Below are 20735 nucleotides of genomic sequence, written 5' to 3' on the forward strand. Positions count from 1 at the left end.
CTAATTGATTTGTTAAAGCTGAGTAACCACTAATTTAACAGTAACAAAACATTTGGAAGTAAAAACATCTAGACGTCTAAATTGACAGACGTCTTTCAATCTCATATCCTCTCACCTATTGAGATGACCCATTTCGTTTTTAAACGAAATGTTCCAGCTAGGAGGGCGAGGGAACCATTGGTGTACATCTAGTTTTAAAGATACGTTCTCATTAATGAGACGTTTAAGTGAAAAGAGAGATCACATTGACAACTTCGACGCATGCCCATAAATCAACAGCAAAAACGCAAGCTTCCTTTATTGCCTTGCTACCATTATTCCTCTTCTTAGCACTATTTATTGGTGCTGGAGTTTACTTTCAGAGTCAGGGCGTCGATTTCGCTTTCTATCAATTACCGAGCGTAATAGCGATACTCCCAGCGATCATCTTGGCATTGATTATCTCTAAGGAAAAGCTCAATCAAAGCATTGAAACCTTTATTGCGGGCATTGGACACTCCAATATTATTGCCATGTGTCTTATCTACTTACTCGCCGGTGCCTTTGCCTCTGTGGCTAAAGCGACCGGTGGTGTAGATGCCACCGTCGCTTTAGGCTTATCCTTGGTGCCATCCAATCTGTTGCTTCCAGGTTTCTTTGTGATCGCCGCTTTTATTGCCACTGCAATGGGAACTTCTATGGGTACCATTGCTGCCGTAGCACCTATTGCACTTGGCGTTGCCAACGAAGCACAAATTGATCACGCGATCATGGCTGGCGCGGTAATTTCTGGTGCTCTTTTTGGTGATAACCTCTCTATTATCTCTGACACCACAATTGCTGCGACTCGAACACAAGGCTGTGAGATGAAAGATAAGTTTAGAGAGAACCTTATCTTTGCTATTCCCGCATCGATCATCACCTTAGTGATCTTTACTTTGGTAGGCCAAGGTCAGGCAGACGTTGCAGCGCAAGAGATTGATTTTGTAAAAGTGCTCCCTTACCTCACTATTTTGGCCTTAGCGGTCGCAGGCCTGAACGTGTTTATCGTGTTAACCATCGGCATTTTACTCGCAGGATTCACAGGCCTATTTACCATGGATTATGGCATGATTAAGTTCGGTCAAGATATCTACGCAGGCTTTAGCAATATGCAGGAGATTTTCATTCTCTCGATGCTTGTCGGTGGACTCGCCGCACTAATGCAACAGCAAGGTGGACTGGCTTTTGTCAGTAACCAGATAGAGAAGTTAATCACTCGTTTCTCTAAGGCTAAAGGTGAAGCTTCGACTCGCGCTTCAGAGTTGGGTATGGCAGGTATTGTGGCCGTAACCAACACCTGCGTGGCCAATAACACGGTATCGATTGTGGTGACTGGTGATATCGCAAAAGAACTGGCACAAAAACACAATGTCACCCCAAAGCGCGCCGCCAGTATTTTGGATATTTTCTCCTGTATTGTTCAAGGATTGATTCCTTACGGTGCACAAGCACTATTGATCGCCTCAACTTTTGCAATTAGTCCATTAGAAGCGGTAACCCATGCCTGGTATTGCATGATATTAGCTGTTGTCGCGGTTGCGATAGTGAGTTTTCGTAAACGTCATTAAACACAGTATGAGTAGATAGCGAAAGCGAATATTAAAGATATAGTTTCACAATCGCTTGCTATCGCTTAGACTGTAGCCATAGGGATATCACCAATGGCGTAGTATGACGTGATAGGATCTCAGTCGGGTTATTTGACTCACGAGTAATCATAAGTAGCAGCGCCAGATTTATCAAAGGAGTGCAATTGTTGCGCTCCTTTTTTACATAACAAAAATAACTGACGACTCTATGGCTGTTTACCATCCAATCAATTATGACTTCCACCGTATGGTGATATTTACAACCTTAGCTGGTGCGATAGTCTCGAGCTTAGGTCTAGGCATTAGTCTTATTGCCAAATACATGCAAATTGGCAGCTTAGTATTTAATCAGCGACCCGATTTTTTAGGTAATTATATGGACTCTCCATTAGCCTACATATTCAATATGGGACTGATCTTGGCGGGGCTGTGTGTTTTACTTGCTATGTATGGACTGCAGCAGTTACGCCTCGGTCATTTTGGCCACTATATCTCAATCACAGGGTTTGCCGTTGGCGCATGTATTATCTTGATTGGGATCTATCCCATCAACTACCTATTTGAACATCGGCTATTTTCAACCGGTTTTCTGGTAACCACTTTACTGCTTTACTTTCTTACCCTATGCGCGCGCCTCAATCATAAAGAGATCTGTCCACTGCCACTGTTTGGCGTCAGTTTATTAGGGTTTATCTCCGCATCATCATTAGCACTAATGCTCAATTGGAATATATTGGATTTTTCGCCATGTGTTCATCCAAAGACAGATATTTGTACAATATCGTTACTTACGTGGTGTCAAACCAACCTCGTGATGATTTGGTGTATCACCCTAGCCTTGACCATAAAAAATTTGGCGCGGCATGACTATAAAAAATTAATATCCAACCAATTGACGGCCAACTATTAATCTGAGTTTTCAATGCGTTTAGCCCAATATATCGCCTCAACTGGACTCTGCTCTCGTCGCGCAGCAACCCGCAGGATCCGCGATGCGAGAGTCACTATTGATGGCAGGCTCGCAAACCATATCGATAGTATCTCTTTTATTGAAACCACAAATGGCCTTCACCCCGTCCAAAATGTCTGTGTCGACGAGCAGCCCATTGCTGAGATTGAAGCAAAAGCCTATTGGATTTTTAATAAACAAGTGGGCACCGATTGTCGATTATTACCAGATGATCCATCGAGTCTTATTCACTTACTGCCGGCACAACCGCGACTCTATCCCGTGGGCCGTTTAGATAAAGATTCTCATGGATTGCTACTGCTCACTAATGACGGTTATCTAACCCAGCGACTCATGCACCCCGATTTTAACCACAGTAAAATCTATGAGGTTCGTTTAGATCGCCATTTTGACGACGATTTTATTGAGGAGATGGCCGCAGGCGTAAGCTACAAAGCTGTCACGACAAAGCCTTGCAATATACGCAGGCTTAGCGATGACCAATTTGAAATCATCCTCACTCAAGGACTTAATAGGCAGATCAGACGTATGAGTCAAGCCCTTGGTTATAAGGTGATCGATCTTAAACGGATCGCCATCGAATCATTACAACTTGGCGCGCTGCCTGAAGGAGAAATGCGCCCCCTAACGTGCGAGGAAGAGTCATCGCTCAAAGGGGTTATCAAGCATCAAACATAGGATAAACATCTGTATTTTCTTAAGTAGCGGCAGGCTTCATTACATTTTCGCCGTATTTTTGAAGGTGGCATAGTTAATTTGTGATTGCCCGACTGATACCAGTTAAGGTCAAATTAAGGCCAAATCAAAGAGATAGATAACTCGATGTGAACACGCTTTTGGCCTTCGAAATCAGGGATGATTTCGCAGAGCATCCAAGGAGGGACTTGCTGCGAACCAAAAGAGCGTTTGCATGAAAGCTCTACTGCAAGCAATTAGTTGCCAAAAAGGTTAACGCTAGCATCAGCTAACTACAACCATTTTAAAGGCATGAAAAAAGGGCTTAAGTTTTCATCTAAGCCCTTTTAATCTTAACGCTAACTAGATACTAAAAGCATCAAACCAGCGCCTCCACTAATCGCTAAAATTAGTGAACAATTTCCATTTCCGCCAACAGGTTATCGGCGTTATCCAGATACTTCATCACCCAAAGCATATAACGGCTATCGACTTGAATAGAGCGGTTAGTTTCAGGATCGTAACCCCAATCACCAATGATACTCTCGTATACACCGTCAAACAGCAAACCGACGAGTTCGGCGCGGCCATTCAAGGTCGGGGAACCAGAGTTACCCCCTGTCGTATCTAAGGTCGAGAGGAAGTTAACGGGCACAGAGTCAATTGATTTCACATAGAAATCGCCATACTGCTTCTTCTTGATCAGATCCAACTGCTTCTTAGGTGCATCGAATGGATCAACACCGGTATCTTTAGCCAAAATACCTTCGAGGCGAGTAAATGGCACAGCCTGCAAGCCATCTTGTGGCGAATAACCTTTAACATGACCCACTGTCACACGTAGGCTTGAGTTGGCATCAGCATACACTGGATTACCCAGCTCTTTGTTGTAAGCGATGATGGCGTCCATATATTGAGGGCGGACCTTCATCAACTTACCAGCCAGCTCTTTCTCTTGCTTCTCTTGGGCCATATCTGTGTCATACATAGCCACTGCAAACTTAATGAACGGATCCTTAGAAGCTTTAAAGTCACTGACCGATTTGTCCATCCAAGCTAGACGGGTTTCTTTATTACCAAGTTCTGTTTTAGCGTACATCTTGTCTAAGGTTTTGCTCAGCTTAGCTGCATCAAACTTTTTACCCAGACCAAATGCCTTATCAAGCGCAGGAATACGCTCACTGGCCGGCAGCGCTGCATAACGAGTTAATAGATCGAGCACGACCGCCTTATCAACGCTTGGCGCATAACGTCTGTCGATACGCTCCATGCCTGACTTAAAGCGTGTCATATCACGCTCTTGGTAACCTGGCTCACGCGCCATATCATCAAGCTGCTTTTCATTGGCTAAACGATATAAATTACGTGCCGTAGGCAACATGGTGGTGTAACCCAAATACCCTAAGATAATGTCGCGCGCTTGATGCTCTTGACTCTCTTTGATCAGCTTATCGAGTTCAGCCATGGTCTTGCCATACTTAGCCTGACGCTTGCTGTCTTTATTGATCCAAGCGATTAACTCTGCTTCACGCGCTTTACGGTCATCAAGCATGGTCGACTTGCCATAAAACTCGATCATTGAGGTAAAGTTTTTGGCGTAGTTCGCCAAGCCAGCAATGAGGCTCTCATACTTGATACGCTCGTCACTGCCCTCAGGTGCGGTTTCTTTGATGATCTCAATAAAGCGCTCACGCAGCATCTTACCTTCTGGGTATGCCCACTCGAACTGATTTTCTACTTCATTGGCAGTGCGATAACGGTTGGTGCGGCCTGGATATCCCGCCACCATCACGAAATCACCTTCGCTGACACCTTTGGCCGATACCTTAAGGAAGCTTTTTGGCTCATAAGGCACGTTGTCTTTGCTAAAGTCGGCTGGCTTGCCATCTTTTGACACATAACCACGATAGAAAGAGAAGTCGCCAGTGTGACGTGGCCACATCCAGTTATCGATATCACCGCCATATTTACCCACGCTTGCAGCTGGGTTATACACCAAGCGCACATCGCGGATCTCGAGTTGTTTAACGAGGTAATACTCTAAGCCACCATGAAAGCTGTATACCTGACAGCGATAGCCATCTTCCGCTTCACACTCAGCAACCAGCGCTTTCTCTTTAGCTTCGATCCCTTGGTAAAAATCGTTACCGACTTTGTCCGCCTGACCTTCTTTAACCTTATCTGTCACATTGGTGACCGCTTCAGTCACATAGATGCGTGACCCCGGAGTCGCTGGCAGTTCTTCTGCATAAGATTTCGCTAAGAAGCCATCTTGCAGTAGGTTTTTCTCTGGTGTTGAGTTGTATTGAATAGAGCCGTAGGCGCAGTGATGGTTAGTCACAACCAGCCCTTTAGGTGACACAAATGATGCGGTACAACCACCAAGGCTAATAACAGCATTCATAGGGAACTCTGTTAATTTTGAGATAGACTTTGCATCAATCTCCAAGCCTTTGGCTTTTAGCTCATCCGCCATTGCGGGTAGCTGATACGGCTGCCACATTCCTTCATCAGCTTGTGCGGCAAAAGAGGCCACCAATGCTGCTGTTAATATCAGTTTCTTCATTCTGTTAAGTCCATTTTGTTATCGTTATCTCATCGTATCTCCATCAGATTAATGATTCAGCTTAGCAATTTAATACAATGGAGATAAATATGATGGTGCTAGCGCCCTTAAATTTAAGGCATAAAAAAGTCGGGCTAGAGCCCGACTTTATCATAAAACCTATCAACTCACACAACGGCAAACAGCGCTAGTTAACCGCATGAGTTGTAACTAACTGTGTACCGATACCAATCAATATCGCAATATAAACGCCCACTTGCCTATACTGATCACGATTACAGTGCGATCCACAATTGCGCGGCGACAATCACAGCCCCAAGCAATGCTGACACCATTAACGCTGGCGTACCACCAGAGACTTGGTAGCCACCTAAGTTTTGCTTTCGTTGCCCTAACGCCATCGCAATCGGTAGGAAAATAATCATCATCACTAGCGGTAAGGCCGCAAACCCTAACACCTGAATAAAACCATCTGGATAATAAAGTGCACATAACAATGGCGGTACAAAGGTGATTAACCAAGTTTTGATGCGACCGCCAACATCATCTTTTGCACGTGTCAGCTCGGCAATGTAATCAAACAAACTCATGGTTACCCCTAGGAATGAGGTGATCAACGCCAAGTTAGCAAATAGGTCGATACACTGCTGCAAAATAGCCGACTGGGCAATACCTTGAAGCGCAGAGACTAGCTTAGGTAGCGAGCCGTCAAAACCATACACAGTCGCACCGCCCACAGTGCCTAAAGTCACCATTAACCACAGGATATAGCACAACAATGGAATGCTAGAGCCGATAATTAACACCTTACGCAGCGACATCGCGTCGCCATCTAAGTAGCGCACAATAGTGGCAATACATACATGGAAACCAAACGAGGTAAAGACGACAGGAATCGCCGCTAACCACAAGTCGCCTAGCTCACCTTTGGAAACTAACTCTGTAGCCGACTCACGCAAAATATAGCTAGGGCTCACTTCTGGAAGCAAAAACAACACCACGACAATAAAGAGGGCTACCATAGCGGTAAACAGAATCCGAGAAATTTTGTCGATCCAAGACACACCAACGGCGATGAAACCACCGAAGATCACCGTAAATAGTAGCACCGCGAATTCATGATTAATGGTAATGCCCAGGGGCTCAAAACGTGACTCTAATAATGAAGATCCCCCCATCAGATATACCATAGTTAACGCAAACAGCAGGCTTAAAAACGAACCGCCTTGGATCAACTGGCCGACTTTACCTAAGGTTATACCTGTAATCGCATGGACATTGAGACCAACACCAGCGCGTAAATTGATCTCTAACATTAACAGTGAGGTATAGATGGAGATACCCCAAATGGCGACTAAAAGTAGTAACGCCGGAATGGTGCCTAACGAAGCTGTAGCAAGTGGAAGCGCCAACATGCCGCCACCAATTGCGGTGCCCGCAACAATGGCAATAGAGCCTAGCATTTTTAAGTTCACAAAATTGTCCTGTCTTTGATTGTTATCTGTTTTGGAAGGTCAGATTTAGAACGACTGCAAAGGAGGGATTTAGCAATAAAACACACACTAAGCTTAAGCCTCCTAACCGAACTGCGCATCTCTGCCTTAGTACGAGTTGGTGGGCCCCAACAGCTTAGCTAACCTTATCTACCGATGATTTTTAACTAAGCCCCTGAGGCTGCCTAAATCGGTAATAATATCGATAGGTTTGTTTCATCACGACCTTACTCTATAAATTTGACTGCTAGCGACAATATCAGAGGCAAACTCAGTGTACAAGGCATCTGTCGCAATCCAAGCCAAGATTACACAATCAGGCAACAATGTCTAAATAACTGCACTACAGCTTGATCACCGCGGCCCTTTACTACTGATAAAATGATCTAAGATATTGCCTTAGCCGATCTTATCAGTATAATTTGCACACTGCTTTAGGGGAGTAGCTAACGTGACGAATAATGCGTCACGGGTGAGTATCAACATACTTGGCCACATGCCATGGTACTCACAGCAATAGGTGACAGTTTATGTCCACATATTGCCAGGCAAGACCTAAGCACGGTTACCGCTCAAATTAGGGGGCGGCGGACTGTGCTTGGATTTTTCGCCCCCTAAGGAACCATCATGGAAGCTCTACTCGCATCAACCTTTACCGTAGCCATTGCCGAAATTGGTGATAAGACCCAGCTCTTAGCACTGATTCTTGCTGCCCGCTTTAAAAATAAGACCGCCATCATTTTGGGCATCTTGCTGTCTACCTTAGCCAATCATTTTGCTGCTGCGTGGTTTGGGCAATGGGCCATAAATTGGATAAGCCCTGAGATGGCTACCTATTTAGTCGCTTTTTCCTTTTTCGCCATCGCATTATGGGTATTAGTGCCCGACAAGGTCGACAGTGAAGAGAGCCGTTTCTATAAAATGGGGCCTTTTATCGCCACCTTTATTCTATTCTTTTTAGCTGAAATGGGTGACAAAACCCAAGTAGCGACAGTCGTACTGTCGGCTAAATATGATGCGCTAGGATTAGTCGTCATAGGTACCACCTTAGGCATGATGATCGCCAATGTGCCAGTGGTGATCGCGGGGCATTTCAGTGCCGAAAAACTGCCGATGAAGTGGATCCATCGCGGCTGCGCTGTGCTATTTGCACTACTAGGGGTCGCAACACTGATCTATTAAGCGCTGATCCGCACTCAACAGGCCACAAAAAGCCAGTGACTCGGGTCACTGGCTTTTCTATCTACAGCGACTTGTACTTACATTTATAGGCCTAATCCCTGTTTGATACGCTGACCATAGTCTTCGTCGGCCTTGAAGAAATGCGCCAGCATACGCTCCTGCACATCGAGGCTTGCCTGACTCAAAGAACCCGAGATAGTAGTCGCCAACCTCGCTTTCTCCTCCTCGCTGAAGAAGCGATACAAGTTGCCCGCCTGAGTATAGTCATCCTGATCATAACGGCTATAACGCGCCACTTCACCGTCGATTCGAAGTGGGGGTTCAGCAAAAGTACTTGGCTCGACCAATGCTGACCCGGTGCTATTGGGCCCATAGTTAGGTGTTGCGTCACCACCGGTTTGGCTACCGCTAAATGGACACTGGGTTCCCGCCATCGCACCGCCACGTTGATGGTGATTGGCTTGGGTGGCATGAGGGCAGTTAACTGGCAACTGATTATAGTTGGCTCCAATGCGGTAACGCTGTGCATCGGCATAGGCAAATAGACGTGCCTGCAACATCTTATCAGGTGATGCCCCCACACCTGGCACCAAATTACTTGGTGCTAGCGCCACCTGCTCTACTTCGGCAAAGTAGTTTTGTGGCAAACGATTCAGCTCAAGTTCACCCACTTCAATCAAAGGATAATCGCTGTGCGGCCATACCTTAGTCAGGTCGAATGGATTAATATGGTAATGGTTAGCGTCGGCTTCTGGCATGATCTGCACATTGACAGTCCAGCGCGGGAAATTACCATCGTTAATTGCCGCCACCATATCGCGCTGCGATGAGTCAGGATCAATACCTTTCAACATATCCGCCTGCTCGCCCGTTAAGTTCACCACGCCTTGCTGTGACTTAAAGTGGAACTTGACCCAGAAACGCTCACCTTTAGCATTCCAGAAAGAGAAGGTATGCGAGCCATAACCATGCATCTGACGATAATTCGCAGGGATACCACGATCTGACATCAATATCGTTACCTGATGCATCGCCTCAGGGTTTAGCGACCAAAAATCCCACATCGCTTGTGGATCTTTTAAATTGGTCTGCGGATTGCGCTTTTGGGTGTGAATAAAGTCTGGGAACTTAATGCCATCACGTAAAAAGAAGGTCGGCGTATTATTACCCACAATATCGTGATTACCTCGCGCCGTATAAAAACGCAGTCCGAAACCACGCGGATCACGCTCGGCATCGGCAGAACCCATCTCACCACCAACGGTTGAGAAACGAATGAAGGTCTCTGTTTGTTTGCCAACGCCATTGAAGTGATCAGCGATGGTGTAATCACTGAGATCTTTCGTTAAGGTGAAAGTCCCGTAAACTCCAGTGCCCTTAGCATGAACAATACGCTCAGGAATACGCTCACGGTTAAAATGGGCTAGTTTCTCAATTAAGTGCCAATCTTGAAGCAGTAGTGGACCACGCTCACCGGCGGAGAGTGAGTTTTGATCATCGGCAATAGGGGCGCCGCTTTGGCTAGTTAGAGTATTGTTAGTCTGAGTCATTATGTTTATCTCCAAAATTCAAATTTGTCTGTGCTAAATGTGTTCATTCAATTAATGCTTGCTGTTAATCCACTCTTCAATCACGTCATAGATGGTTGCCATAGTGTGTTAGCTCCTGGCTGACGGTTATCGTCAATGCGATTTCAATAGGGCTATAGTAGAGCGCAAACAAAAAACAAATAAAACGATTAAAACAAATAGCTCTAAACTGTTTTACAGATTAAAGAGGTGTGAATACGAAGATGAAACCGAGCCGACATGCAGACACAAACGAAACAACCCACAAGTGTGGGCTGTTTCTACTTAGCTTAGAATGACAGAGTCTTTACTTGGTTAAACCGAGTCTCTGCTCAATCTCACTCCATGGAATCCATTTAAAATTTTGATTTTGTTCAGGCAGTCGATTCCTTCCATCCTGAACCACCATCATTCCTAGCGACCAAACACCAGAACCAACGGCTCGAGATGTCACCTCTAACCCATCTGTTTCAGCGCTGCCGTCGTGTCCTTTGTGGCCATTCACCCCGATCCGGAAACGATCGACATAAGCATAAGGAGGTTGCCCTTGATATAGCAGATAACTGTCATTCCCTTGGCTAGAGACCACCAAGTAATCAACACCTTTCCGCCCTTGATAAAGCGCGAGCCCTTCGATATCGGCAACCAATGGTCCTCCAACCGAAATGATCATCTCGCCTCGTTCGGTCGTCTTTTTAGATGCCAAATCAAACATCCAAATTCCCTGATCTTCCTCTCCAACATATAAGCGCTGCGCTTTGTCATCGGCAACGCAGCCTTCAGGCTGGCTTGGCACGGAAAATTGCTTAACTTCAGTCGCTATAAGGCTATCGCCTTGCCACTGCAATGCAAACTGACTAATGATGCCTGACTTATCGTTGGCTAACACATAGAGTTCATTGTCACTGGGTTGAAATAGGCATAGACCATAGATATCCGTTAAGCGAGTGGGTTGTTCTGGCAGTTGAATGAGTTGTCCCTGCTTATCTATCTCGAACAGACTCAAGCTATTACGGTCACGATTACTCGCCACGGCAATATCACGAAATTGACCGCCTAATTTGACTCTCTGGCGGATATCGACATTATTTAATCTGCCGGCAGGAAGTGCTTGAAGTTGCTCTCCTTGCATAGAAAAACTCAGTAATCCTGAACGCTTATTGGTTCCTATCACTCGACTCTTACTGGGATCATTTGGGTGTACCCAGATCGCTGGATCATCCATGGTATCTCCAGCTCTATCAGCGATTGCGCTCTCGACTGCCGTTGGGATCTCTTTGATCAATTCGGCTTTTTCCGTGGCAAGTTCCATCTCAAGCGATAATTTAGCGCGATAAAATTTATCTTCATCGTCAGAGTAAGCCCAAACCTCTCCATCGCTAATATATAAGCTTTCTAAAGATGACAGCCCGTTAAATGGTCTGGCAACTTGTTGTCCGCGACTGTCGTACAGGGTCCCCTCTTCATCCATCATGATCACTTGATCATCGACAATAGCCAAACCCGATAGCTGGTTATCTGGCATATAGAGCTTCAGCTCTGACTCGGCTGGTGCACTCGGCGCCGCAGGATAAGCCCAAAGCCCTTGATGATTATCGATAATATATAGCTGTTCTCTAGCATCAACTGCACATTTCATCGCGCCCATAGCCACCGAGAGAGCCCGAACTAACTGAGGTCGCCACTCATTATTTGAGCTTAATAGCCACTGCTCGGCTCGACCTTCGTCATCGCCGATCCATGCATACAAGTTTTGATCGGCCTTGCGAGGCTGGAGGCAGAGCCATTCCACTTGAAAGCTTCGCTTAGGCAGCAAGGTCAATCGCTGAACATTACTCAGGTCTAACCTTATCCCCTGAACCTGATCGACCTGAGTATCGTAAGTGAGCGCAACATTATCTTGAACACTTAAATACTCAAATTGCCCCGGCATTAAGACCTTAAAAGATTGCTGCTGCGCCATAAGCAATCCCTTATTTTCACTCACAAATAGCCGATGCTGCTGCCATTTTACAAGTTCACTACCGCCATCGGGTTCGATAAACACAGCACTCTCTTGATCAGCCGAATATGCCAAGGGAGCAACATTTGCACTGATAAAAGCACCGACTAAGCAGGCTGTCATTATTAATTGTTGTTTCATACTGCTTACTCTATAGGTTGATAAATTGAATGCCTAACTGAAAAGTACGACCGTACTCTTCATATTGAGCGTTGAAGTTTTGCCTTCCGGTATAGGCATAGAAGGGTTCATCAGATAAGTTGATTGCTTTGAAATAAATCGTGATTTCATCTGTAATGAAGCTTTTAGCCACTAAGTCCCACTGGGTGTGGGCATCTTGATAGATATCAAAATTCGCATCATCGAGTTCTTGAACCTCAAGTAAGTATTTCGATTTATAGGCCGCCGAAAGACGCAGGCTAACATAAGGGTTTTCATAACCTAATGATGCATTTGCCGTAAACTCTGACTGGCTGGGCATAGGAATATCACGGCTCTGTTTACCATCATCCATCCAGCTGATACTGGCCGTCGAGTCACTGTAGGTGAAGTTAGTGGTAAAGATCAGCCCCCGCCAAGCTTCAGGCAAAAATCCAAACTCTTGCACATAGGCCAACTCTGCACCTAAGATCTTCGCATCGTCACCATTGACATAGGTCTTCGCCTTCTCAAAATTTTGGTATTGTCCATAACCACCAAGATCGGCTTCATAGATAAAGTGATTTATGTCTTTGTAGAAACCACTGACAGAGAGTACACCTAACCCTCCCATGTAATGCTCAATACTAAGATCCCAGTTTGTCGAGGTTAATGCCTCGAGCTCTGGATTACCAAAACTCGCCTCTAACTCGTCATCATCCTGTTCGATTAAATAACCAGGTGCCAACTGACCAAACGTAGGACGAACGATAGTGTTGTTCCAAGAGGCGCGTACAATGGTTTTGTCGCTCCATTTATAATTGAGGTGAATACCTGGTAACCAGTGCTGATAATCGCTGTCTATCTCACTGTCGAAGAAATCATCCTGACTCTCGTCATATCCTGTGCCGCTAGATTTGACATCGGTATGCTCGTAACGCACTCCGGCGAGGAGACGCAAATTGTCAATATCGATATGACCCATGACATAGGCCGATGAGATATCTTCATCTATATCAAAGTCATTAATGGCAGATTCGATATCATCTTTTGCTATAGCCCTGTCCATACGATTCACTAAGTTCCAAATCGCATTTGTGTTAATTGAGGGACCGAAGCGCCCAAGCCCGTAATCAGGCTCCGAACCAGCATAAACACTTAAGCCGAGCTGGTCATCTGAGATCCCTTGCTCGTCAAAATCCTCATACACCCAGATATCTTCATGGTTCTCTTTCTTCCTGCCACTGTATTTAGCTCCAAGCTTAATCTCCGCTGGATATTGGCCAAGCTTCAACTCGCGACTAAAATCGACTTTGGCGGCGATCATCGTATCCACAGCACTAGAATCACCTATCTCGATTTTGTCCAAGCCATACTCGCTAGCTTGATAAAAAGATTCGTCGGCCGACAACTCCGGGATATTTGGCTGACGATAACTGATCTCATCAAACTCTCCCTCAAAGTCAGCCCCACCGATATAATCTGGCTTAGCAGCTTTCGCTTCACTGAAACTGGCTTGATAGTCCAAGGTCCATATGTCGAGTCGAGACTCGCCGCCAAGCACCAATGAGATAATCGATTGTTCCTCTTCACGGGATTTAAGTGAACGCTTTGCTTCTGCACTGCCTTTTGTATCAATGAGCGCAGGCTCCTCCCACTCGACCTCGACAGCATTACGCGCTTCCGTATCCACAAAGCGGCTATATAGCGTACGTAGAAATAGATCGTGGTTATCGCTAGGACGATAATCAAAGTTAATACCGACACCGATGCGTTCACGGTTAATTTGATAGTCACGCTGCTCAACTGACTCGAGTTTTTCATCGCCATCAAAATCCCAACTGCCGCCAGTTTCCACGTTATCTGAGCCAAAATCTCGGTCATACCAACTCGCCGCCACGGCAACCCCAACGGTTTCACCTAAAATCTGGCTATAGCTTGCGGCCAGTTTAGGGTTAGTGCTCCCCGTTATCTCGTCAAAACTGGCTTCGGCACTAAGGTTAAAATATGTATCATCACGATCGAAGGCCGACAGGCTCTTAACCTCTATTGCACCACCTAACGAGTCACCATCCATATCTGGTGTTAACGTCTTAGTGACCTCAACCGATTGCAATAAATCAGAGGGGATCACATCCAGAGCCACCGCGCGCCGCTCACTTTCAGGGGAAGGTAAACGAGTGCCGTTCATTGAGACAGCGTTATAGTCGGGAGCCATGCCGCGAATACGAACGAAACGTCCCTCTCCTTGATCTCGCTCAATCGACACCCCTGGAACCCGTTGCAGTGCTTCACTGATATTGGTATCGGGAAAATTCCCCAAGGCATCGGCACTTAAGACACTAATAAGGTTATCCGCCGCACGCTGGCGATTTAACGATTTGCTTAGCGCACCTCGTTGACCCACAACTTGAATATGCTCAATTCCTTGGCCATTAAGAAGAATATTAGCGGTGGTTAAGCTGATCTCCCCAACCTGAATCTCCTGTCTATAAGTCTCGCCACCAATATATTGTGCAACTAAGGTGTATCTCCCCTCAGGGATCTCGGTAAAAAAGAAGCGTCCACTGCGATTAGACTCTTGCTTAAGTTTTAACTCTTCGATGCTAATTAAAGCGCCCTCAAGTGGTATTTGAGTTGCACTGTCTTTAACTGCCCCTTCGATACGCCCAGCCCAAGAAGTTGAAGAGAGACAAAGACTCGACGTTAACAGCGCTAAATATAACGGCGAAAGAATTTTCGACGGCTTCATTTTCACTATCCTATGTTTAGTTAACTATGATGGCAGGCAAAGCTAAGGTAGTGAGATGACAGTTCGGTGACAGGGTGTTTCGAGCATCGGCTCATCGTCAGTTTTTCACTGATTTCTCAACCAAAGTGAGCTCAATTGCCTACCATTTCAGATGACATCGCTGGTAACGGCCTCAATAAAAAAACATGACACAAAAGAACTAAGCAACTGATAAACAAATAAAATAGAGACTGTAACAATTAAGGTAAGCCAGCGTTACCTGTGGGGATCTGATTATTTTTAAAGAAATCGAATCGATCTACTGAGCTAATTTGCCCCCCTTAAGCATCACTAAACAGTCATAAATCTCGCCTATCTTTAACACTCATCATAACTTTTTATGGCCTTTAGCAACGAAGCACAAGGTGTTACATAATGTACAAAGCGTTAAAAAACAGGATATTTATTAGTACGTTACTAACAGCTAGTCTGCTGTTGGTACTCTGTAGTATTCAGGCGCGATCCAAACTACTGATAGCCATAGACTGGTTTGATGTCGTCACCGAAGGCGCATTATTACTGCTGGGATTAAGCTGGTTAGTTCTGATGCTGCAAGCGCGTCCAGATGGTAGAGTCACTCGGCTATTGATCCTCGGGCTGTTGGGATATTCTCTGGGCTGTTACATGGATCTACTCGATGAATTTTTTATTCATCAAAGCTTACCTAACTGGTTTGGTTTTTTAGAGAAATTACCGACGCCGATTGGCTTAGTCACATTGACATTTGGCCTATGGCTGTGGCGGGAAGAGCAGTTAACCATTAACGAACAGTTACGCACCAGAGAGCAGTTTTTTCGTCAGCATCAGCTCGTTGACCGGGTGACAAAGATCTATGACGCCAGCAGTATGCGCCAGCAAATAAATCGAAATCTCAAGCAGTTCCAAAGCATTAGCCTCATCATGCTCGATATAGATAACTTTAGTGAATTCAATGCTAAGGAAGGTTTTGCTCGAGGCGATACGCTGCTCACCGATATGGCCCAAATGCTCGCCTGCCAGCTTAGATCCCAAGATCTCGTCTGCCGGTTTGCCGGTGATCGCTTCATCATCATGCTACCCAATACATCAAAAGCCTTCACCCAAGCAATGGCGCGTCATCTTGTTGATTCGGTCAGTCAACTCAAGTGTATGGTGAGCTATGCCATGCTGCATAAAGCAAACCTTCAGGGTGAACATGATGTCGATGCCGAACAATTGATCACCCAAATCAATAGCGAAATAGCCAATATTAAGAAGAGTAAGCAGTGGCCTAAGGCTGTGTAATGATGCAAAAAATCGCATATGCGCACGACAAATGTATCGACAGCCAATTACTGGTATTTAACGTAGTGGCACTATTTGAGCATAGGCAACTAGACATAGATACCTTACTGCGAGGGACTCAGATATTTAAACAAGATTTACAGCAAGTCGAATACCATATCAGTCCACTTCAATTAGGCAAGCTTATCGATAATGCACTGCGGATGTGGCCCGGAAACGATTTAGCATTTCTATTAGGTCAACAGTGGTTACCCAGTCAGAGTGGTCATCTCACTAACGGATTACTCTGTTGCAAACACTTACTCCAGATGCAAGTGTTTTGGCAGCGTCACCACTGGCACTGCCAACCTTGGCTCCAAGGCTGGCGTTGGCGAAGTGGCCAGTCGAACCATTTACTGTTACAGCTGGATCTGGGCTGTCATCGCCATAGACGCTTCTTCATTGAGCTAACCTTATCGAGCCTAGTTTCTAGCTATAAACGACTTAGTCGACATCAGTGGCAAGGGCAATTTGCCCTGCCCTTCCCAAAACCAAACTCTGTAGATCAATACTATAAATACTTGGGAGAATCACTGTTATTTGACCAACCCGTGTGCGTCGTTAGCTATGATTCGAAGATGAATCAGCAGCAGTTTGAAATGGCAAACCGACAGGGCTACCTGCAGGCAAACCATCTAATATCGCAAAAACAGAGTCAATCCAAGTACCAAATTGGACTACCCGGAGCCATCCGTCGACTCCTGTTAGAGAGCTGCGACAACCAATACAGTCTGCCAGCGGTCGCAATGCAATTATCCCTCAGCCCTGCCACTTTAAAACGGCGACTTAAAGAGTACCAGTTGACCTTTCAGCAACTGCAAGATGAAGCCAACTTACAAAAAGCCATCTATTTGCTCGCTATCTCGGGAGAGAACAACCTTAACGTAGCCAAACGGCTTAACTTTGCCGACGGCAATAATTTTAGACGCTCTTTCAAACGTTGGACGGGTCAACTACCGAGTCAATTTAAGTACTGGCTCGCCCAGAACTAATTGATGGTCTTTACATTCTTGTGAGTAGAGAAAGCTAAAATAGGCGAAGCCGAAAAAGGAAACAGCCCAGCATGGCTGAGCTGTTTTATCGCTCTGAGACGTGAGGCTAACTTAGAAACGATAAGTCATACCTAACCAATAACGACGTCCATCTTCGACATAACCATACTCATCTTGAGTGATCTCCTTATCAAACGCATTATATATACCTAAGCTAAATTTGAGCATTTCATTCATCTGATAATTGGCGCCCAGATCCAATAAAGTGTACGAAGGCGCGATTAAGCTGCGCGACGATGGCCCCGTCGTCGGCTGGCTCTCTTCACCACGATAGTTAACTCTTAGCCAAGTATTTACGCTCTCAAAAGGTTCATAGTTTAATGAGCTATTAATTAAATGCTTAGGCAATTGATTGAGTGGGCTGCCTTTATAAGCTCCGGTCTTTTGCTCTGAATCTGTGTAGGTATAGTTTGCCGTAAAGCCAAGGTTTTCAAGAATTTTATAATCTATGGTCAACTCCACGCCTTGCGTTACCGCATCGTCGATATTCACATAAGTGGTGGGGTCTGAACCAAACTGGTTTGGACCATCGTTGCACTGAGTAATAGGACAGGCAACACGGGTGATCTTATCCTTAAACTCGTTATAAAAAACGCCAGCGCTAGCGGTTATGTTATCGGTTAGATCTGAATATAGACCTAGCTCATAGTTAACTGAAGTTTCGGGCTCAAGATCTGGATTACCATACATATTGCCACCACGACTCACTTGGCCCCAATCGGGCACGGTCTGACGTAAACTCGGAGCCCTAAACCCGGTTGATACCCCACCCTTTAAGGTGGTGCTGTCGGTGACGCCCCAAACTCCGTAAATACGAGGGCTAAGATGGTTGCCGAAGTTCTCATCATCGTCTATTCGAAGTCCCAAGGTCAGCGCAAAGTTATCGACTATGCGCCACTCATCCTCGGAAAAAATCGACCATTGTCTGCGGTTGATATCGGTTAAATCGCTGAGTTGATTCCCCGTTTCGTCGGTTAAATCCTGATAGTTAAAAGCGGCTCCAAAGGTCGCCGTATGGCTGTCACCTAGGAAAGTTACCAAGCTGGACTGAACATCGGTGTTGGTGATCTTCATCTTACGAGTCTTGTTATCAAAAACCTCATGCTTGATGTATGAATTCAAAGTTCCAACATCCCAGCGTCCAGTATGAGAAAGAGAGATGGTGCTGTTGTCATATTCTGTAGTCGAAGATTCCGGACAGCCTCGACGGCCGCAACTTTCACCAGGAGGGAGCGGTGCAACGGTCTTACCTAAGGTGCTGTCGAGCTCTTGGCTCGATACGCCAAGCTCCAACATGATGTCATGATTATCGTTCGGTGTAAGCGCAAACCTTGCAGTAAGGTTAGTGGCATCGCGGCCACGATAACCGTCATAGATCTGATCTTCTTGTCGTTGGGAATATTGACCGTACAACTGCATCCCAAGCAGATCTTCGATCAAACCGCCATTAACAAAAAAGTTCCCTTGATACACATTGCCCGACACCGATTTTTCCTGCAGCGTCGTATCGAGTCGCACTTCGCCTTGCCACTCATTAGGCACTTTGCGAGTGATGATATTAATCACCCCACCGATTGCATCAGAACCATAAAGGGATGACATGGGACCGCGGACAATTTCGATCCTATCGATGGCGGCCAGCGGAGGCGTCCATGCCCCTTCGACTCCAGGACCGTCGCTGTTGGTACGAGTCTCGCGGGAGGATTGGCGCTTACCATCTACCAAGATAAGCGTATATTGACTGCCCATACCTCGTAAGCTAATGTCCTGACGATCGGCGCCACCTGTCACCACAACCCCGGGCACTGCTAGCATGGCATCGGTTAAATCACGGTAGAAACGATTGTCGAGATCCTCACGAACGATCACGCTGATAGAGGCGGGAGCTTCACGGATCTGCTGTTCAAATCCCGAGGCGGTTACGACTATCCTCTCCATCTCACTGTCTTTATCTAATACTGTATCAGCCAAGGTATTGGTCACCTGCACAGCAGGCAACAAACATAAAGCAGTGATCAATTGAGCAAGATATTTCTTACGACTTAACAACATAAGCGACAAGTCTCCCTAAAGCGCAAATTTTGTAAATGAGAATTATTTTCAGTTCGATAATGTATCTCTATGTTACAATCGCCTCAAGTTAGACTTTATCTATTCACTTGTAAGAGTTACTTAAGAATGAACAAAAATATGATCAAGGGGATGATCGTTTTCACAACTATTGCGCAGAAGGGTTCTATGAGTGCGGCCGCGCAATCGCTAAATCTCAGCTCATCGGCAGTAAGCCAACAGGTATCTAAACTCGAAATGGATATGGGGATCTGCCTATTTCATCGCAATACTCGCAACCTAACCCTCACCGAAGCTGGAAGACTGTTCTATGAGAACTGTCGCAGAGTCATAGCGATAGTCGAAAGTGCAGAGCAGCAACTACATGATCTGAAAGATATTCCATCTGGAGAATTAAAAATTGCTGTACCGGTAGGCTTTGGTGGGGGCTTGCTCAGTGAGCCCTTTAATCAACTGCTAATGTCACATCCTCAGATAAGTTTAAATTTAATCTTACAAGATGAGCCAATAGATATAGTAAATCAGGGCATCGATCTGGCTATCTGCATCGGTCCGTTGTCGGACTCTAATCTTATTGCTCGCCATTTAGCCAATTGGCGCATGTTACTCTGCGCCTCGCCCGAATACATAACAAGAGAGCAAGAGATAAAACATCCATCTGAATTAATGAAATACAATAGAATCAATCACGCCTACGCTAAGTGGGAAACTCTAACCCACAACCACAGCCAAGAACGTTTCGAGCTGACAGGTCAGCGAATCACAGTCAACAATATGCAGACCTTAATTCAACTGACCCTAGATGGGCTAGGATTTGCGGCTGTGCCAGAGCCTGAGGTTTATCGATATCTAGAACAAGGAAAACTGGTGACAATACTGCCAGAATGGTCACTCGATAACTTTAGCGTTTACTGTGTCAATTCGGCGCGAGATAAGCAACCAGCTAAAGTAAGAGAGGCCATCAATGCCCTTAGTGAATATTTTGGCTAACCTCATTTTAGCCATCAGTTGTCGATGTATCAGGTTCACGATAAAGCTTAACCAAATAGTAGATATCAATTAATACAATAAAGAAATTAACTAATGCCACAGGTATAGCACTAATAGCCACACCATAGGCTACAAATAGCAAAGCACCGATTAAGTTCCACCAGCGTAGCTTCTTGATATTTGACATCATCAATGACACAGCCACAACCACTGAGGCTAGATAACCTACCCATTCCCAAATTGTCGCGCTATCCATAGATACCTCTTCAATTAATAAACGCTATGTTATTATGGACACTAACCGCTATAAACGACAGTAATGACAA

General features: G+C 45.4%; 14 protein-coding genes and 1 riboswitch. Of the genes, 7 read left to right on the forward strand and 7 right to left on the reverse strand.

Features of this window, described 5'->3' with window-relative positions; translation table 11 throughout:
- The first annotated feature begins 245 nt into the window (after window positions 1-245).
- The 3 genes from K0I62_RS16125 to K0I62_RS16135 all read left to right on the forward strand — a co-directional run bounded on the left by K0I62_RS16125 (window position 246) and on the right by K0I62_RS16135 (window position 3258).
- The gene (locus K0I62_RS16125) at window positions 246-1589 is read left to right on the forward strand and encodes a Na+/H+ antiporter NhaC family protein (protein WP_220069077.1); all 1344 of its coding nucleotides are present in this window, start codon (window positions 246-248) and stop codon (window positions 1587-1589) included.
- Between the two features lie 229 nt (window positions 1590-1818).
- Entirely contained in the window at window positions 1819-2520 is a 702-nt protein-coding gene (locus K0I62_RS16130; RefSeq protein WP_220069078.1) for a DUF998 domain-containing protein, read from the forward strand.
- A 12-nt stretch (window positions 2521-2532) separates the two neighbouring features.
- Window positions 2533-3258, forward strand: coding sequence for a pseudouridine synthase (locus K0I62_RS16135; RefSeq protein WP_220069079.1), 726 nt, complete (start codon window positions 2533-2535; stop codon window positions 3256-3258).
- Window positions 3259-3664: 406 nt separating this feature from the next.
- On the opposite strand, the gene K0I62_RS16140 is transcribed toward K0I62_RS16135, so the two are convergent.
- Complete coding sequence (locus tag K0I62_RS16140) at window positions 3665-5821, reverse strand: S46 family peptidase (RefSeq protein ID WP_220069080.1); 2157 nt, start codon at window positions 5819-5821, stop codon at window positions 3665-3667.
- 275 nt (window positions 5822-6096) lie between these two features.
- The gene (locus K0I62_RS16145) at window positions 6097-7296 is read right to left on the reverse strand and encodes an aromatic amino acid transport family protein (RefSeq protein WP_220069081.1); all 1200 of its coding nucleotides are present in this window, start codon (window positions 7294-7296) and stop codon (window positions 6097-6099) included.
- 443 nt (window positions 7297-7739) lie between these two features.
- Window positions 7740-7860: riboswitch (yybP-ykoY riboswitch) on the forward strand.
- 81 nt (window positions 7861-7941) lie between these two features.
- Between K0I62_RS16145 and K0I62_RS16150 the strand changes: the two genes are divergently transcribed.
- On the forward strand, window positions 7942-8496 hold the full coding sequence (locus K0I62_RS16150; protein ID WP_220069082.1) for a TMEM165/GDT1 family protein: 555 nt from the start codon (window positions 7942-7944) through the stop codon (window positions 8494-8496).
- An 83-nt stretch (window positions 8497-8579) separates the two neighbouring features.
- Here the strand turns inward: K0I62_RS16150 and katB are convergent, their stop codons facing one another.
- The 3 genes from katB to K0I62_RS16165 all read right to left on the reverse strand — a co-directional run bounded on the left by katB (window position 8580) and on the right by K0I62_RS16165 (window position 14956).
- On the reverse strand, window positions 8580-10046 hold the full coding sequence (katB, locus tag K0I62_RS16155) for a catalase KatB (protein ID WP_220069083.1): 1467 nt from the start codon (window positions 10044-10046) through the stop codon (window positions 8580-8582).
- A 325-nt stretch (window positions 10047-10371) separates the two neighbouring features.
- Entirely contained in the window at window positions 10372-12207 is a 1836-nt protein-coding gene (locus K0I62_RS16160; RefSeq protein ID WP_220069084.1) for a phytase, read from the reverse strand.
- A gap of 10 nt (window positions 12208-12217) precedes the next feature.
- Complete coding sequence (locus K0I62_RS16165; protein ID WP_220069085.1) at window positions 12218-14956, reverse strand: TonB-dependent receptor; 2739 nt, start codon at window positions 14954-14956, stop codon at window positions 12218-12220.
- Window positions 14957-15370: 414 nt separating this feature from the next.
- Here K0I62_RS16165 and K0I62_RS16170 point away from each other — a divergent pair, with 414 nt between their 5' ends.
- On the forward strand, window positions 15371-16258 hold the full coding sequence (locus tag K0I62_RS16170) for a GGDEF domain-containing protein (protein ID WP_220069086.1): 888 nt from the start codon (window positions 15371-15373) through the stop codon (window positions 16256-16258).
- Window positions 16258-17289, forward strand: coding sequence for an AraC family transcriptional regulator (locus K0I62_RS16175; protein ID WP_258405023.1), 1032 nt, complete (start codon window positions 16258-16260; stop codon window positions 17287-17289). Before K0I62_RS16170 ends, K0I62_RS16175 begins: the two co-directional genes overlap by 1 nt.
- 111 nt (window positions 17290-17400) lie before the next feature.
- Here the strand turns inward: K0I62_RS16175 and K0I62_RS16180 are convergent, their stop codons facing one another.
- Window positions 17401-19401, reverse strand: a complete 2001-nt coding sequence (locus tag K0I62_RS16180; protein ID WP_220069087.1) for a ligand-gated channel protein — start codon at window positions 19399-19401, stop codon at window positions 17401-17403.
- 126 nt (window positions 19402-19527) lie between these two features.
- On the opposite strand from K0I62_RS16180, the gene K0I62_RS16185 reads away from it, so the two are divergent.
- The gene (locus K0I62_RS16185; protein WP_220069088.1) at window positions 19528-20409 is read left to right on the forward strand and encodes a LysR family transcriptional regulator; all 882 of its coding nucleotides are present in this window, start codon (window positions 19528-19530) and stop codon (window positions 20407-20409) included.
- A 7-nt stretch (window positions 20410-20416) separates the two neighbouring features.
- Here the strand turns inward: K0I62_RS16185 and K0I62_RS16190 are convergent, their stop codons facing one another.
- Window positions 20417-20665 (reverse strand): YgjV family protein, encoded by a 249-nt coding sequence (locus K0I62_RS16190; protein WP_220069089.1) that lies wholly within the window; start codon window positions 20663-20665, stop codon window positions 20417-20419.
- Window positions 20666-20735 lie beyond the last annotated feature (70 nt).

This window comes from Shewanella psychrotolerans, from assembly GCF_019457595.1.
GTDB lineage: Bacteria > Pseudomonadota > Gammaproteobacteria > Enterobacterales > Shewanellaceae > Shewanella > Shewanella psychrotolerans.